15 protein-coding genes are annotated in these 16,467 nt (G+C 64.7%); 9 read left to right on the forward strand and 6 right to left on the reverse strand.

The genetic code is table 11. The features are described 5' to 3' along the window. Positions 1-19: 19 nt before the first annotated feature. Positions 20-934 carry a DMT family transporter gene (locus AC1RJW_RS27380; protein ID WP_493047696.1) on the reverse strand — a complete coding sequence of 305 codons (915 nt, stop codon included), beginning with the start codon at positions 932-934 and terminating at the stop codon, positions 20-22. A 102-nt stretch (positions 935-1,036) separates the two neighbouring features. Here AC1RJW_RS27380 and AC1RJW_RS27385 point away from each other — a divergent pair, with 102 nt between their 5' ends. The 3 genes from AC1RJW_RS27385 (at position 1,037) to AC1RJW_RS27395 (ending at position 3,118) form a co-directional block, all read left to right on the forward strand. Further along, on the forward strand, positions 1,037-1,825 hold the full coding sequence (locus tag AC1RJW_RS27385) for an AraC family transcriptional regulator (RefSeq protein ID WP_493047697.1): 789 nt from the start codon (positions 1,037-1,039) through the stop codon (positions 1,823-1,825). Between the two features lie 116 nt (positions 1,826-1,941). Then, on the forward strand, positions 1,942-2,541 hold the full coding sequence (locus AC1RJW_RS27390) for a MarC family protein (RefSeq protein ID WP_034781292.1): 600 nt from the start codon (positions 1,942-1,944) through the stop codon (positions 2,539-2,541). Positions 2,542-2,572: 31 nt separating this feature from the next. Further along, complete coding sequence (locus AC1RJW_RS27395) at positions 2,573-3,118, forward strand: DinB family protein (RefSeq protein ID WP_493047698.1); 546 nt, start codon at positions 2,573-2,575, stop codon at positions 3,116-3,118. Here the strand turns inward: AC1RJW_RS27395 and AC1RJW_RS27400 are convergent. Both AC1RJW_RS27400 and AC1RJW_RS27405 read right to left on the reverse strand, forming a co-directional pair. Next, positions 3,083-4,273, reverse strand: a complete 1,191-nt coding sequence (locus tag AC1RJW_RS27400) for an MFS transporter (RefSeq protein ID WP_493047699.1) — start codon at positions 4,271-4,273, stop codon at positions 3,083-3,085. The genes AC1RJW_RS27395 and AC1RJW_RS27400 overlap by 36 nt on opposite strands. Further along, positions 4,270-5,448, reverse strand: coding sequence for a serine hydrolase domain-containing protein (locus tag AC1RJW_RS27405; RefSeq protein ID WP_493047736.1), 1,179 nt, complete (start codon positions 5,446-5,448; stop codon positions 4,270-4,272). Before AC1RJW_RS27405 ends, AC1RJW_RS27400 begins: the two co-directional genes overlap by 4 nt. Before the next feature lie 116 nt (positions 5,449-5,564). Between AC1RJW_RS27405 and AC1RJW_RS27410 the strand changes: the two genes are divergently transcribed. The 3 genes from AC1RJW_RS27410 to AC1RJW_RS27420 all read left to right on the forward strand — a co-directional run bounded on the left by AC1RJW_RS27410 (position 5,565) and on the right by AC1RJW_RS27420 (position 11,880). After that, positions 5,565-6,455 carry a LysR family transcriptional regulator gene (locus AC1RJW_RS27410; protein ID WP_493047700.1) on the forward strand — a complete coding sequence of 297 codons (891 nt, stop codon included), beginning with the start codon at positions 5,565-5,567 and terminating at the stop codon, positions 6,453-6,455. Positions 6,456-6,660: 205 nt separating this feature from the next. Next, positions 6,661-8,367 carry a methyl-accepting chemotaxis protein gene (locus AC1RJW_RS27415; protein ID WP_493047701.1) on the forward strand — a complete coding sequence of 569 codons (1,707 nt, stop codon included), beginning with the start codon at positions 6,661-6,663 and terminating at the stop codon, positions 8,365-8,367. A 174-nt stretch (positions 8,368-8,541) separates the two neighbouring features. Beyond that, positions 8,542-11,880, forward strand: coding sequence for a DEAD/DEAH box helicase (locus AC1RJW_RS27420; RefSeq protein ID WP_493047702.1), 3,339 nt, complete (start codon positions 8,542-8,544; stop codon positions 11,878-11,880). An 89-nt stretch (positions 11,881-11,969) separates the two neighbouring features. On the opposite strand, the gene AC1RJW_RS27425 is transcribed toward AC1RJW_RS27420, so the two are convergent. Both AC1RJW_RS27425 and AC1RJW_RS27430 read right to left on the reverse strand, forming a co-directional pair. Beyond that, a complete protein-coding gene (locus AC1RJW_RS27425) occupies positions 11,970-13,388 on the reverse strand; it encodes a heavy metal sensor histidine kinase (RefSeq protein ID WP_493047703.1) in 1,419 nt (472 codons plus the stop codon). Then, a complete protein-coding gene (locus tag AC1RJW_RS27430; RefSeq protein ID WP_493047704.1) occupies positions 13,385-14,095 on the reverse strand; it encodes a heavy metal response regulator transcription factor in 711 nt (236 codons plus the stop codon). The genes AC1RJW_RS27425 and AC1RJW_RS27430 overlap by 4 nt, the downstream gene beginning before the upstream one ends. A 138-nt stretch (positions 14,096-14,233) precedes the next feature. On the opposite strand from AC1RJW_RS27430, the gene AC1RJW_RS27435 reads away from it, so the two are divergent. Together AC1RJW_RS27435 and uraH are read left to right on the forward strand one after the other, a co-directional pair. Next, positions 14,234-14,728 (forward strand): GlcG/HbpS family heme-binding protein, encoded by a 495-nt coding sequence (locus AC1RJW_RS27435; protein WP_493047705.1) that lies wholly within the window; start codon positions 14,234-14,236, stop codon positions 14,726-14,728. Positions 14,729-14,738: 10 nt separating this feature from the next. Further along, a complete protein-coding gene (uraH, locus tag AC1RJW_RS27440) occupies positions 14,739-15,146 on the forward strand; it encodes a hydroxyisourate hydrolase (protein WP_070291935.1) in 408 nt (135 codons plus the stop codon). A gap of 7 nt (positions 15,147-15,153) precedes the next feature. Here uraH and AC1RJW_RS27445 read toward each other — a convergent pair whose 3' ends face one another. Beyond that, positions 15,154-15,852 (reverse strand): glutathione binding-like protein, encoded by a 699-nt coding sequence (locus AC1RJW_RS27445; protein ID WP_326456790.1) that lies wholly within the window; start codon positions 15,850-15,852, stop codon positions 15,154-15,156. A gap of 189 nt (positions 15,853-16,041) precedes the next feature. Here AC1RJW_RS27445 and AC1RJW_RS27450 point away from each other — a divergent pair, with 189 nt between their 5' ends. Continuing rightward, positions 16,042-16,467, forward strand: a complete 426-nt coding sequence (locus AC1RJW_RS27450) for a hypothetical protein (protein WP_493047706.1) — start codon at positions 16,042-16,044, stop codon at positions 16,465-16,467.

Below are 16,467 nucleotides of genomic sequence, written 5' to 3' on the forward strand. Positions count from 1 at the left end.
CCGCCATTATGCATGGCCATCAGGCAAGACCGGACACCCCAGCACGCCGGCGCCACAGAGGCCGCTGCACCGTCTGCGCCAGCAGCACGCCCAGCAGCGAGATGCCGCCGCCGACCAGGTGATAGAGATGCATGCTTTCGTGCAGCCAGACGATGGCCAGCAAGGCCGTCAGCAGGGGCAGCAGATTGACGTAGATGCTGCAGCGGTTCGGCCCCAGCAGTTTGACGCCTTCGATCCACAGATAGGACAGCACGATGGACGAGCCGATGCCCGCATAGCCGATCAGGGGCAAGGTGGTGGCATCCAGCCTGGCGCTGCCGGGCGGCAGCAGCAGGAACAGGGGCAGCATGCAGGCCAGGGCCGCCAGCGCCTGGCAATAGATGGCTTGCCAGGCGGGAATGGACAGACGCCAGCGGCGCAGCAGCACGCCGTACAGGGCGAAACTCAGGCAGGCCAGCAGCATCAGCGCATCGCCCGCATGCACGCCCTGCTGCAGCAAGGCCAGCACGTCGCCGCGCCCCACCAGGTACAGCAGGCCGCCAAACGACAGCACGCCGCCGGCCGCCATGCCCAGCGTCAGGCGCTCGCCCAGCAGCAGCACGCTGAGCAGTGCCGTCATCAGCGGCGCCAGCGCCGTGACGATGGCCATATTCGTCGCCGTCGTCGATTCGGCGGCGCGGTAGGACAGGCTCTGGAACAGCGCCATCGACATCAGGCCGCACAGGGCCAGCTGCCACCACTGGCGGCGCAGCGCATGACGGTTGCGCCACAGCGGACGGGCGATAAACGGCGTCATCACCAGCAAGACCAGCACCAGGCGATAAAAGGTGATGGCAGTGGGGGCGATGCTGGACGCGGCCAGCTTCGAGACGACGACGTTGCCGGCCCACAGCAGCATGGCCAGAAACGGATACAGATAGGCGCGCACAGGCATGCGTAGCTCCAGGAATAGTTGCGGGGAACCATCATGCCGCAGGCACGCCGCGCCTTCTCGCGCTAAGATGTCCATACCTATCGCAAAACTGACGCTCTTTTTATGGATTGCACCTCCCCCGCCTTTCAGGAATTGCTGCCCGTCACGGCGCGCGCCATGGCGCTGGCCGTCGACTATGCGCATGGCCACGTGATTTCCGTGCACCGTCACACGCATGCGCAATTGCTGTATGCCATCGAGGGCGTGATGACCATCGAGGCGCAGGGCGGGCGCTGGGTGGTGCCGCCCACGCGCGGCGTATGGCTGCAGCCCGGCATCGCGCACCAGGTGCGCATGAGCGGCGCCGTGAAAATGCGCACCGTCTTCATCGATTGCGCCAGCTCGCCATTGCTGCCGTGCCATAGCTGCGTGCTCGACATCAGCCCCCTGCTGCGGCAACTGATCGTGGCGGCCGTCGACATCGCACCCGACTTCGCGGAAGGCAGCCGCGACTGGCATCTGCTGCAATTGCTGTTGCACGAACTAAACAGCCTGCCCGTGCTGCCCCTGTATTTACCGTTACCCGTGGATGCGCGCCTGCGCGGCATCTGTGCGCGCCTGATGGAGCAACCGGGTGAGCAGCTGACGGTGGCGCACTGGGCGCAGGAACTGGCGATCGCCGAGCGCAGCCTGCACCGTTTGTTCCAGAAACAGACGGGCATGCGCTTCGGCCAGTGGCGCCAGCAGGCGCGGCTGCTGCGGGCGCTGGAACAACTGGCGCGCGGCAGCAAGGTCATCGACGTGGCGATGGACAATGGCTACACGAGCCAGAGCGCGTTTACGGCCATGTTCAAAAAGCATTTCGGCACCACGCCGACGGCGTTTTACCAGGCAAAAGTCATCGCCGCGTAAAAAAAATGCTGCTATGCATCAATAATCATGGGCGATAAGCGCCGCTCTTGTTATCATCGCAAGCCTTATCGCACCGCGCCCATCCTGGCAGCGGTGTTGACCTCTATCACACCACCATGACACAGAATTTCTTCCAGACATTTATCCTGCTCTTGCTCGTCACCGATCCGTTCGGCAACGTTTCCCTGTTCGTCAACGCCCTGAAACGGGTACCGATCGAGCGGCGCTGGAAAGTCGTGGTGCGCGAATGCCTGATCGCCTTCGGCATCTTGCTGCTGTTTATGTTCTTCGGTCGCCATTTCCTGAACGCCCTGCAATTGTCGGAAGTGGCGCTGCGCATCGGCGGCGGCGTGATTTTGTTCCTGATCGCCATGCGCATGGTGTTTCCACAACCGAACGCGGGCAATAGCGACCATGAAATGGGCGGCGAGCCGTTCATCGTGCCGCTGGCCATCCCCGCGCTGGCCGGCCCGTCGGCCTTGGCCACCGTGCTGCTGTTTTCCTCGCATGAAATGAATGAAGTGATCGCCCACGTGGCGGGGCTGACGGCCGTGGCCGTCGTCTGGCTGGCCGTCTTCCTGTGCGCAGAACGCCTGCAGCGGGCGCTCGGTCCAAGGGTCATGACGGCGTTCGAGCGCCTGATGGGCTTGATCCTGACGGCGATGGCCATTGAAATGCTGCTGGCCGGCATACGCGCGTTCCTGAAGTCCGTTTAATATTGTCATTCATCCACTGAAGGAGTCCAGCATGAGCCGTTGCGCCCACATTTGCCTGATGGCCGATTACAACCAGTGGATGAATGCCAAGGTCTACGCGGCGGCCACCAACCTGCCGCCCGGCGAGCTGCAGCGCGAGCGGGGCGCCTTCTTCGGCTCCCTGCTGGCCACCCTGAACCACGTGATGGTGGGCGATACGCTGTGGCTGCAGCGCTACGCGAAACATCCGGCCGGTTTCCCCCTGCTCGACCCCATCCGCGCCATCACGCCGCCCGCGTCGCTCACGCAGCCGCTGTTCGCGGCCGAGGATTTTGCCGCCATGCATGCGCACCGGCTGTGGCTGGACCAGGTCATCGTCGACTGGGCCGCCTCCATCCGCGAAGAAGACCTCGACCATTTGCTCGATTACCGCAACAGCAAGGGGCCGAACCGGCGCGAATTCTTCAGCCTGCTCATGCATTTCTTCAACCACCAGACGCACCACCGGGGCCAGGCCAGCACCTTGCTGTCGCAAGCGGGCGTGGACATCGGCGACACGGATCTACTGTTTCGCATCCCCAACCATATCGAGGACTGAGGGCGGACGGTACAACCACGCCTTGATCCCGATCAAGGCCAGCGCCAGCGCTCCCAGCAGCGCGCCGCAGGCCAGCGCCCCCCGCATGCCGTAGGACTCGATGGCCATGCCGCCGGCCAGCGCGCCCACCGTCACGCCCAGGTTGATGGCGGCGATATACACGCCGATGGCAAACGCGGGCGCCTCGCGCGCTTCGCTGCTGAGCCACACTTGCGTGACGATCAATCCGCTCGTATGCGCGGCGCCCCAGAACAGCAGCAACACAGCCAGGGCCAGCCAGCCGATGCCGCCGCCCCCATATTTATACAGCAGCCAGTACGCCAGCCCCAGCAGCACGGGCTGCAGCAAGACCGTGCGCAGCACGTGCGTGCCCAGCTGGCGCCCCGCGAACAGATTGCCCGCCACGCCACCGATACCAAACACCACCAGCGCCAGCCCCGTCTGGCGCGCCGACAAGCCCGCTTCCTGCTGCAGATACGCGGCCGCATACGCATACACGGCAAACATGGCGGCAAACACCAGCACGGCGGCGGCAATGGTGAACCACAGGGCCGGTTTGCGCAGCACGGCCAGCTGGCGGCCATACGCCAGCGGCGCCTCGCGCGGCGTGTCCGGCAAGAACAGGTACAAACCCAGCGCCGCCAGCGCATTGACGAGGGCGCAGGCGAGGAACGATGCCTCGTAGCCAACTTGCGCGGCGATCCACGTGGTGAGCGGAATGCCCAGCACCATGCCCATGCTGGTGCCCGTGAACGCATGCGCGCCGGCCTTTGCCGCCTCGCGTGGCGGATACAGGGCAGCGGCGGCCACCATGGCCAGCGAGAAATACACGGGGTGGAACAGGGCCGGCACGATGCGCAGCGCCAGCAGCAGCCCGAAGCGCGGCGCATACGCCGAGGCCACGCTGGCCAGGGCAAACACCAGCAGCGAGGCGATCAGCACGCTCTTGCGGCGCCAGCGCGTGGCCAGCAGGACGAGAAAGGGACCGCCCACGGCGATGACCAGCGCGAACAGGCTCACCAGCGAACCCGCCTGCGCCGCCGTCACGGCGTAGCGCTGCATGATCATCGGCAAGATGCCGACCACGCCAAACTCGATGCAATACACGCCGAACAGGCCCAGCGCGAGAAAGACGATGGGGTGCGGGCGCGTCATGACAGCGTCCCGGTGCCATACACGGCCTGGCACAGTTGCGTCACGAAGGGCCCCGCCATGCCCTCCAATGCCGTATTCGTGAACGCCACCACGGAAAGTTCTTGCGCAGGATCAACAAACCACGAGTGACCATACGTGCCGCCCATGCGCCACGTCCCCGCCGCTTCCGGCGTGGCGGCGGCAAGCGGGTCCGTCAAGACGGTAAAACCCAGGCCGAAGCCCCGGCCCGGCCAGAACGGCAAGTCGAAACCGCCCGTCTGGTTTGCTCCCATCTGCCGCGCCAGCGCCGGCGGCAGCAGCGGCGCGCCGCCCAGTCTCAGGGTTTCCAGCAGGCGCATGAAGTCGGGGGCGGAACCCACCATGCCGGCGCCGCCGGACGGGTACGCCTGCGCATCGAGCGCGCGCGCCGGAGATAGCACAAACCCTGCCATGCCGTCGAGAAACGGCAGATGGTCTTCCCCCGCATCGCGCAAACGGCGCGGCCGGGCTTCTCCCGCCGCGCGGTCCGCATACGCGACGGCCAGACGCGCCGCGTCCGTGCTGATAAAACCCGTGTCGCGCATGGCCAGCGGCCCCGTCACCAGCTGTGCCACAGCCTGCGCCAGCGGCAGATCCGTCACCGCTTCGATCACGGCGCCCAGCACGTCGGTGGCGATCGAATACGCCCAGCGTTCGCCCGGTGCAGACGCGAGCGGCACCGTGGCCAGCCGGCGCAGGTTGTCTTCCAGTGACATACGGGACGCATCCATGCCGTCCGATACGCCCGCCCGTGCATACGCGCCGCCCGGTGGCTGGAAAAAGCCGTAGTCGAGCCCGGCCGTATGCGTGAGCAAATGGCGCACGGTCATCGCCGCCACCGTACCGTCCGGCTGGCGCGGCGCAAAATACGGCAGCCAGCGCGCCACCGGGTCGTCCAGGCCCAGGCGGTTCTGCCCTACCAGCGCCAGTGCGGCCGTGGAGACGATGGGTTTGCTGACGGACGCCAGACGGAAAACGGCGTCTTCCACCATGGGCGTGCCTGCCTCGCGGTCCAGGTGCCCGGCCGCACGGAGGTACACGTCCTGGCCGCGCTGGCGCACCAGCACCACGGCGCCCGCCAGGCGCTGCTGCTGCAGCACGGCATCGAGCAAGGGATCGATGCGAGCGGACAAGGCCGCAAGAGAGAAGTTGTACATCATGATGTAGCCTTTCAAATGATCAGGCTGCCAAGGTAAGCCAGACGTGATCAAAGAAAAATAGGCTATAGTTTCTGTCTGTGCGGACGCTGGCATCCGCAATCAAAAGGGAAACCATGGATAACCTGGCGGGATTCACGGCCTTCGTGCAGGCGGCGGAAATGCGCAGTTTCGTGGCGGCGGGCCGGGTGCTCGGTATTTCCGCCTCGGCCGTGGGCAAGAGCATCGCGCGGCTGGAAGAGCGCCTCGGCGTGCGCCTGTTTCATCGCAGCACGCGCAGCATCGCGCTGACCAGCGAAGGCACCGTGTTTCTCGAGCGCTGCCGGCGCATCCTGGGAGAAATCGAAGCGGCCGAGCTGGAGTTATCGAACAGCAAGAGCGCGCCGCAAGGCCGCTTGCGCGTCAGCCTGCCGCTGGTGGGCAGCCTGCTCAACCCCGTGCTGGCCGCGTTCGCGCGCGCCTATCCGCAGGTGGAGCTCGACCTCGATTTCAGCGACCGCCGGGTCGACGTCATCGAAGAGGGATATGACGCCGTCGTGCGCGCGGGAGAAAGCGCCGACAGCCGTTTGATGAGCCGCCAGCTGGGCCAGTTCCATCTCCAGCTGGTGGCCGCGCCCGCCTACCTGGCGCAGCACGGCACGCCGGAGCTGCCGGCCGACCTGGCCCGCCACACCTGTTTGCTGTACAAATTTCCCAGCAGCGGCAAGGTCGAAGCATGGCCCTTGCCCGAATGGAATGCCCTGCACGCGGCGGGCTTGCCGACTGTGCTCAACTGTAACAACGTCGACACCCTGCTGCACTTTGCCGAAAGCGGCCTGGGCATCGCCGCCCTGCCCGACTTTGCCGTGCGTGCGGCGCTGGCGGCGGGCCGTTTGCGGCCGGTGCTGGACGCGCACCGCCGGCACGACGGCGCCTTTCGCATCCTGTGGCCCAGCAGCCGCCACCTGACGCCGAAACTGCGCGCCTTCATCGACTTCCTCGCTGCCCACGTGTTTCCCGAGCACTGATGTTTCCTGCGCTTGCGCTCGTTGTTTCCACACGACAACTTATTTAATTTGCTAGCAGTTTTTAAACTTTTCGCGGACTTGATACAAGTTTTTGTATTGCAGTGCGGAATTTTGAGGAACAATTACAGGCTGGCCGCCCATACGTATTAACCCGTAGCCACGGCCTGTCGACGTTTCCTCACCACACCGCAATACGAAAGCAATCATGTCACTCACACAATTCAAAATCGGCACCCGGCTCGGGATCGGGTTTGCTGTCGTCCTCGGCCTGCTGGTGGCCGTCTTGCTCGTCGGCCTGTATTCCATGGGGCAACTGAGCGCACGCACCCACGACATCGTGGCTGACAAGAACGTCAAGATGGCGGCGGCCAATACCATGAGCGATAACGTGCGCAACATTACCCTGGCGATCACCAGCGTGGTGGTGGCGCCGACGGAAGCGCTGGTGCAGGCGGAACTGGCAAAGATCGGCGAAGCGCGCAAGAAATACGGTGCCGCCAAGGAAACCTTGCAAAAGAAAATCTCGACGGACAAGGAAACGGCGCTGATGGCCGAACTCGACGCGGCCCTGAAAGCGGGCGCGCCGCTGAACAACAAGGTCATCGAGCTGCGCAATGCGGGCCAGACGGACGAAGCGATCGCCTTCCTGACGCAACAGGCGGCGCCGAGCCTGAAACGCGTGCTGGGCGCGCTCGACAGCCTGGTCGCGTATGAGGCCGAACAGGCGGCGCAGGCGGCAACGGACGCCGAAACGCTGAGCACCAGCGCGCGCGCCTCCATGATCATCCTGGGCAGCGTGGCCGTGCTGCTGGGCGCCTTCGTGGCCTGGATCATCACGCGCTCGATCACCCGCCCCATCAACGCGGCCGTGGCCGTGGCCGAAACGGTGGCCTCTGGCGACTTGTCGTCGCACATCGTCGTCAACTCCAGCGATGAAACGGGCCGCCTGCTGGGCGCCCTGAAGGCCATGAACGACAGCCTGTTGGGCGTGGTGGCGCAAGTGCGCCACGGCACGGATGCGATTGCCACGGCATCGAGCGAAATTGCCGCCGGCAACCTCGACCTGTCGTCCCGCACGGAAGAACAGGCAAGTTCCCTAGAAGAAACAGCCTCGTCGATGGAAGAACTGACCTCGACCGTGAAGCAGAATGCGGACAATGCGCGCCAGGCGAACCAGCTGGCGAAAAGCGCATCCGAGGTGGCCGTGCGCGGCGGCAGCATCGTCTCGCAAGTGGTCGACACCATGGGTACCATCAATGACTCGTCGAAGAAAATCGTCGACATCATCGGCGTCATCGACGGCATCGCCTTCCAGACCAATATTCTTGCCTTGAACGCGGCCGTGGAAGCGGCGCGCGCGGGCGAACAGGGCCGTGGCTTCGCCGTGGTGGCCACGGAAGTGCGCAATCTTGCCCAACGATCTGCTGGCGCAGCGAAAGAAATCAAGGAATTGATCGCCGCCTCCGTCGCCAACGTGGACACGGGTTCGCGCCTCGTCAATGAAGCGGGCCAGACCATGGGCGACATCGTCGACAGCATCGTGCGCGTGACCGACATCATGGGAGAAATCACCTCCGCCACGCACGAGCAGACCATCGGTATCGAGCAGATCAACATGGCCATTGCCCAGATGGATGAAGTGACGCAGCAAAACGCGGCCCTGGTGGAAGAAGCGGCGGCCGCTTCGCAAAGCATGCAGGAACAGGCGGGCGAGCTGGCGCACGTGGTGGGCTTCTTTAAAACCGGCAACCATGTCGCCAGCGTAAGCAAGCTGACTCCTGTGCGCGCCACGCCAGCAGCGCCTGCCATCGCGCGCCCCGCAGCCCGCCCGGCCCCCGCGCGCAAGGCCGTGGCGGCCGCGCCGGCACGCCGCAGCAACGCCGCCGCCGAGAGCGAATGGGAAGAGTTTTAACGATTAGCAACGTCCTCCCCACGCGAAAGCCAGGCAGGAAGTTGCTGCCTGGCTTTTTTTCGTCCGCCAATACCACTTTTTTTGCGGCAAAGCCCGCGCAATAGACAAAAGTGCAAAACGTGCAGCACGCATACGCTTTACAATCCTCGCTCGCTTTACAAAATATTGGTCATCATGAATCAGGCAGAACAGCAGCGCCTCCTGGCTATCCTGGAGTATTGGCACAAGATCGAATTCTTTATCCCGTTTGACCTGAATCAAATCACGGACGTTGAAGACCAGTCCACCGTGCGTCTCCTCCACCGCGAACAGCTGGCGCAATTGCCGCCGCAGTTCGCCACGCAATGGCCTGTGCCTTCCGACCGCGAAATCGACGGCTTCGCCCTCTTCCTCGGCGTGTTCGACAAGGCCGAAATCAACAAGGCTTGCCCGCCGGCCAACGGCCCGGAAAACATTGCCGAAACAGAAAAAACAGAGCTGCTGGGACGCTCGTGCTTTGCCCGCCTGAACCTCAATGCGCTGGGCGAGCCGCAGTTCGATCCCGTCTCCGTGTCGACCTTGCCGTGGGCCCTGGGCCGCGCCCGCACGCCGGACTGGTCCGGCCTGAGCCTGGACGCCTTCAGCGACAGCCAGCTGGCGCTGCAGGACAGCCTGCGCAACTTCGCGGCAAGCCGCGCGGCGCAGCAGATAACGGACGAAGCGGGCAATGTCTCGTCGCCCCTGTCCGGCATGGAGATCGCGGCCCTGGCCGACCTGCTGCGCGACTGGGCCGGTTTCCACCCGTCCGCCGGCCAGCCGCTGGCCGTGCTGGAATTGCGCACGCGCAAGAAACGCGCGGCCGCGGCGGAAGGCGACCTGGCTGAGGCCAGCCAGAACCGCAGCCTGGACTTCGGCGACGCGGTGGAACCATCGATCGATATCCTCAACAGTTTTTACCTCGATGACCTGGAGCAGATCATCCGCGCCTTGCGTGGGGGCAAGTTGCCCGCGACGGTCGCCGCCTACCTGACGCCGCTGGCGCAGGATGAGCGCATCGACCTGTACAGCCCGGCCGGACGCCAGGCGCTGGCCGCCATGCTCAATCCGGGCAATATGAACCGCGGCCACTGGCTGGAAGACGCCAGCTACGCCATGAGCCTGATGCAGCAGTTCGCCATCCACGGCGCGCGCACGGGCTTGAGCGAGCGCGGCATCTTTTCCGTCAACGGCCCGCCCGGCACGGGCAAGACGACCTTGCTGCGCGAATTGTTCGCCGACAACATCGTGCGCCGCGCAGCCGTGCTGTCCTGCCTGGACCGCGCCGGCGACGCCTTCATCGGCAAGGTAGCCGTCGCCTTCGAAGGCGTGCGCGACCCGATCACCATCGCCCGCTTGCGCCCGGAACTGACGGGCTTTGAAATGGTCGTCGCCTCGTCGAACAATGCAGCGGTGGAAAACATTTCCGGCGACCTGCCGAAACCGAAACAGCTGGGCAAGGAATGGGCGCGCACGCGTTACTTTGAAAGCGTGGCGCGCCGCGTGGTGGCCGATGGCAATGGCGCCAACCGCGCCTTGGGCGACACGGAAGCGCCATGGGGCTTGATGTCCTGCGCGCTGGGCAATAGCGCCAACCGCCGCCGCTTCATCAGCAATTTCTACGACGACGACTGGGATAAAACCACGGCGCGCAAGACGCCGAACGCGCAGAATATCCGCCAGTGGCTGGCCAGCTACCAGGGCGTCAGCTTCGCCCAGGCGGCGCGCGAGTTCCGCGAGACGGAACACGTGGTGGAAAAGGCCCTGGCCGAGCACGCCCAGTACGCGGCCCTGTGGCAAGCCGTGGGCACCTGCACGGAAGCCGATTTCATGCAGGCCAGCCAGCAGGCGCTGATTGCTGCCGAACAAGAGATGGATGCGGCGAATGGCGCCCTGTCCGGCGCACTGGCGCAGCAGGACACTTTGCTCGCCAGCAAGAAGGAATTGCTGGAAGAAGAACGCCTGGTGGCGCTGACGCAGCCGGGCTTCTTTGCCCGCCTGTTCCGCACCACACCGGCGCGCGCCTACAAGGAGGCCGTCGTCGCCAATGCCGAAGCGCAACGCCAGGCGGCGCGCGACGTGTCCGCCATCAAGCTGCTGCTGAAGGGCGAGCTGGAGCCGCGCTGCGAGCGGGCCCGCAACAGCCTGCACATCGCCCTGCGCACGGCGCAATCGCGCCAGCGCGAATGGGACGACAGCACGGAACTGCTGCGCCGCGCGCGCATGCGCTTCCCCACCATCCTCGCACCGGCGACCCTGGACGAGCTGGACGGCGACGCCCTGCAAATTGGCGGCCTGTGGCATGAACCGGCCTTGGCGCGCCTGCGCTCGCGCCTGTTCGCCAAGGCCCTTGCCCTGCATGAAGCGTGGCTGGCGGAAGTGGCGAAGAAGGGCGGACCCGGCTTTGGCGGCAACTTGCTGGCCGTGTCGAAATTGCTCAAGAACAAGCGCGCCTACGACCAGTCGCACGTCGCCATGGTGTGGCACAGCCTGTTCATGGTGGTGCCTGTCGTGTCGACCACGTTCGCCTCGTTCGCGCGCCAGTTCCAGGCCATGGGTCCCGAATCGCTGGGCTGGCTGTTCATCGATGAAGCGGGCCAGGCCGTGCCGCAAGCGGCGCTGGGCAGCCTGTGGCGCGCCAAACGCGCCGTCGTCGTGGGCGACCCGCTGCAGATCGAGCCCGTGTTTACGGTGCCGGGCCGCCTGGTGCAAACCTTGTCCGCCCTGTCGCCGCATACGCAGGATGGCAGTTATGCGCCGACCAGCGTTTCCGTGCAGACACTGGCCGACAAGGCCAACCGCTATGGCGCGCTGGTTGGCGCCAATAGCGCCCAGCCCCTGTGGATCGGCAGCCCCCTGCGCGTGCACCGCCGCTGCGTGGAACCGATGTTTTCGCTGGCCAACAGCATCGCGTATGAGGACAAGATGGTCTACGGGCTGGCCGAGCGCACGCCGCCGGCCGGCGCGCGGGGCCTGACGCGGGGACCGAGCCGCTGGATCGACGCTCTTGGTCCCGTCAGCTACAAGCAGGTGGTGCCGGTGCAGCTCGATTTCGTGCTGGAAGTGTTATTGAAACTGTATCGCCGCGACGGCAAGCTGCCGGACATGTATGTGATCACGCCGTTCAAGGCCGTGCGCAACGAATTGCGTTCGCGCATCATGGACATGGACTGGGACCGCCGCCTCGGCTACGGCAAGGCGCCGACGGCGCGCGAATTGCGCCAGTGGAGCAGCCAGATGGTGGGCACCGTGCACACCTTCCAGGGCAAGGAACAAAGCGTGGTGATGCTGGTCCTCGGCGCCGACGACAGCACGGTGGGCGCCGCGCAATGGGCGGCGGCCACGCCGAATTTGCTCAACGTGGCCCTCACGCGCGCGCAGCATTATGTGTACATCGTCGGCAATCCGTTGCTGTGGGGCCAGTTGCCGCATTTTGCGCCCGCGTGCGCACAATTGCCGCATACGGGCATGCATGAGTTTTTGGTGGAGATGGGCTGATTGGCAGGCGCAGGTCGGATTAGCGCTTGAGCGCGTAATCCGACAACATTGTTGGCCGCTCTTGTCGGATTACGCGCGGCTACGCCCCGCTAATCCGACCTACGTTGCTGCACCGGGAAAACCAAGGTAAACGTCGTGGCGGCCGCGTCGGACGCCACGCTCGCGCTGCCGCCATGCAATTGCATGATGGCCGTGACGATGGCCAGCCCTAATCCCGTGGAGGCGGCCGAGTCGCTGCGGGCCGGGTCGGCGCGGTAGAAGCGTTCGAACAGGTGGGGCAAGTGGCGCGCGGGGATGGCGGGGCCAAGGTTGCTTACGCTCAATTCCACGCCCTCGTTCGTCGCGTGCGAACGCAACAGAACAGTGCTGCCCGGCGCCGCATGGCGGATGGCGTTCGACAGCAAATTGCCCAGTGCGCGGCGCAGCAGTTGCGGCTCGGCCGTTACCGTGCCGCTGCCGTGGCAGGCCAGCGCCAGCTCGCGCTCTTCAGCCAGGCCTTCAAAGAAATCGGCCAGGCGCAAGAACTCGTCCTGCACGGGCAAGGTCTGCTTGACGATCACCATCTCTTCCTGCTGCGCGCGCGCCAGAAACAGCATGCTGTCGATCATGCGCGACAGCCGCTCCAGCTCCTCCACATTCGACGATACCAGCTGTTCATACTCGGGCGCGCTGCGGGGGCGGGCCAGCATGACCTGGCTTTGTCCCAGCAGATTGGTGACGGGCGTGCGGAATTCATGCGCCAGGTCGGCGGAAAACTGCGACAGCCGCGCGTACCCCTCCTGCAGCCGTGCCAGCATGGCGTTCAGGGCCTGGATCAGGGGCAACAGTTCCGACGGCGCGCCGCGCGCCTCCAGTTGTTGCTCCAGCTTGCCCGGCCGTACCAAAGCCGCATGGGCGGCGATATTGCGCAGCGGCCGCAATCCCCGCAGCAGCATCACGCTGGCCAGCAGCGCCGCCACCAGCGCGCTGATGGCGACGGACACGACAATCTGCCAGCGGTAGGCGGCAAACATGGCCGTGCGGTCGCCGTAGACCCGGGCGACGAAAATATCGGCCATCTGTGCGGGATCGCCGATGCGCGCGCTGGCCGCCACCACCCGGGCCGGATAACCGTCGCGGCTGGTCCAGCTGACGATGGCGGCAGCCGTCACGGGCGCATCGACGGCCACGGGAACAGCATGCACGACGTTCTCGCCGTTCGGATTGACATCGATCAAACGCGTGCCATCGGCCCGCACGATGCGCACCAGGGAATTCTCCTGTCCACTCATGGTGTCGCGGAAATACTGGGGCCGCTCGCGAATGATGTCCAGGGTGCCCGCATTGCCGAGTAATTGCTGAATCTGCCGCAATTTTCCCAGCAATAAAATATCGTCGCGGCGCTCGATTTCCACCACAAATGAACGGTACAGATGCATGCCCAAGCCGGCCGAGACGAGCGCCACGATCAATACAAACACAAGCGTGACGCGCAGGGTCAGCGAGCGGCGGAGTTGCGCCAGCTTCATGCGGCGGCGCCGTTGTCAGGCACCGTGGGCGCGCGCAATTCGCAGACATAGCCCATGCCCCGCAAGGTGTGGATCAGCTTGGGTTCGAACGGATCGTCGAGCTTGCTGCGCAGGCGGCGGATGGCCGCATCGATGACGTTGGTATCGCTCTCGAAATTGATGTCCCACACTTGCGAGGCGATGATGGAGCGCGACAGGACTTCGCCCTGGCGCCGCGCCAATAAATGCAGCAAGCCAAATTCCTTGGCCGTCAGGGTGATGCGCTGGCCTTGCCGGCTGACCTTGCGTTTCATCACATCGATTTCCATGTCGCCGATGCGGATGACGTCATCTTCACGGGGCGGCCCGCGCCGCAGCAGGGTGCGGATGCGCGCCACCAGTTCGGCAAAGGCGAACGGTTTCACCAGGTAATCGTCGGCGCCCAGTTCCAGCCCTTTGACGCGGTCCTGCACCTCGTCGCGCGCCGTCAGAAAAATCACGGGCACATCGGCGCCGCCCTCTTGCAGGCGCAACGCGCGCAGCACTTGCCAGCCATCCATGATGGGCAGCATGACGTCAAGCACGATCAAATCGGGCGCTTCCGTGCTCGCCATGTGCAAGCCGTCGCGGCCATTGCGCGCCAGGCTCACCGTAAAGCCGGACTCGGCCAGGCCGCGCAGCAGATAGTCGCCCGTCTTCGGTTCGTCTTCAATGACCAGGATGCGCATGGCGGCTTTCTATGGGGAATATAAGACCATTCTACGCCTCGCGCCGGGCACCGCGGATGATAAAAATGTCATGCGGCGATCATCTTCTCGTAGGGCAACACTGGCCATACTGGCGCCATTCTTTTCCATGGAGGCCAGATGAAAACCCTGATGTTCGGCAGTACCCTGCTGTGCCTGCTGGCCAATCCCAGCTACGCGCAATTGCGCAAGGTCAATGACCTGTCGCTGGCGGCGGCCAACAAGCTGGCCGATGCGGCCATCGCCGCGTGCCAGGCGCAAGGCCGGCATATCGCCGTGAGCGTGCTCGACCGTGGTGGCAATCTCGTGACCGTGCAGCGCGCCGATGGCGTGGGGCCGCACAACACGGAAGCGAGCCGGCGCAAGGCCTACACGGCCCTGTCGACGAAAAACGATACCCAGGCGCTGGCCCTGGCCGCGCGCGGCAATCCCGACATGGCCAATTTGACGACCGTGCCGGAACTGTTGCTGCTGGGCGGCGGCCTGCCCTTGCTGGCCCAGGGAGAGGTGGCGGGCGCCATCGGCGTCGCCGGCGGCGGTGGCGCCCTGCAAGACCGGGCCTGCGCCCAGGCTGCCCTGGCGGCCATGCCCGAACTCGATCTCCCCTCACCCTGAAAGCAACACGATGACCTATCTGAAAAAAATCACCGCCGCCCTGGCCTTCGCCAGCCTGTCCAGCATGGCGCTGGCCGCCAATCCCTTGAGCGTGCACATCCTCGACCTGCAGAGCGGCCAGCCGACGGCGGGCGTGACGGTCACGCTGGAACAGAAAAAAGGTGACGCTTGGCAACAATTGGGCAGCGCCGTGACGAATGCGCAGGGGCGCATCGCGGCCATGTATCCGGAGAATCAACCCATGCAGGCGGGCGACTACCGCATCGTCTTCAAGACGGGCGAACACTATGCGCGGTTGAAACAGGAAACATTCTTCCCGGAAATCCCCGTGCAATTCCACGTGGAAAAGACCGAGCAGCACTACCACATACCGCTGCTGCTCAGCCCTTTCGGCTTTTCCACGTATCGGGGAAATTGACCGTTGCTCAGCCCAGCGTCTTCGCCGTCTGTCCGAACAGCACGCTTTTCGCGTCGCCGCTGACGGTGGGCTGCACGTTGATCTCGGCCGCGCGCGCATACGCGCGCACGGTGGCGGGACGGGCGGCGATGGCCGCGAACCAGCGCGCCAGGTGCGGGAAGTCTTCCAGCTTCTGGCGCTGGCGCGCGTGCGGCACGATCCACGGGTAGATCGCCATGTCGGCGATGGAATAGCTGTCGCCGGCCACGAATGCGCGGTCCGCCAGGCGCTTGTTCAGCACGCCATACAAGCGGTTGGTTTCGTTGACGTAGCGCGTGATGGCGTAATCGATGGGTTCGGGCGCATATTGCACGAAATGGTGGTTTTGCCCGGCCATGGGGCCAAGGCCGCCCATTTGCCAGAACAGCCACTGCATGACTTCGGCGCGACCGCGCACGTCGGCCGGCAGGAATTGCCCGCTTTTCTCGGCCAGGTATTGCAGAATCGCGCCCGACTCGAACAGGGACAGGGGCGCGCCGCCATCGGCCGGCGCCTGGTCGACGATGGCAGGGATGCGGTTGTTCGGTGCGATGGCGAGAAACTCGGGCTTGAACTGCTCGCCCTTGCCGATATGCACGGGAATGATGTTGTAGGGGATGCCCGCTTCTTCCAGGAACATCGTCACTTTGTGCCCGTTGGGCGTGGTCCAGTAATACAGGTCGATCATCGTGGTCTTTCCAGGTAGATGAGTAGGGGCAGGCGCACTTGGCAGAACTATTGTCGCGCCGCAACTGATATGCATGGATATAATGCCACGTAAGCGGAAAACAAGACGGCGCCCCGGCAGCGCAAGCATGCACCAGCGCCGTCACGCAGGCATCCCGACATTCCAGAGCACAAACAAAGAAAGCCGACCATGCGCAAACTCCTGATCGTCACGCTGTCCGTCCTGCTGTCAGGCTGTGTCCAGGACTTCGCCATCTACATGTTCGATGGGCAAGACCATTCCCTGACCGTGCGCCGCCAGCAGCGTTATTTTTGGCAAGATACCGTGGAAGTGCAGCTGATGGCGACCAACCTGCCGCAATGCCAGCGCCTGCATACGCTGTCGACGGATGCGCCGGCCGACATCAAGGTCGAGCTGTTCGCGGCCGGCGATGGCGTGTGGAATATCCGCATGGGCAAGCAGCTGTGGCAGGCGGAAACGAAGACCTGCAATGAGCTGACGGAAATGGAAAACGACCCGAAAGCCGACCTGGGCCAGCCGGTCGGGCAATTCGTGGTCGTCGATGACAAGCTGGAATTCGAACCGGCGCCGCCAGCAGCGGCGCCAGCCCAGTAA

This window comes from Janthinobacterium sp. GW822-FHT07A03 (assembly GCF_058798815.1).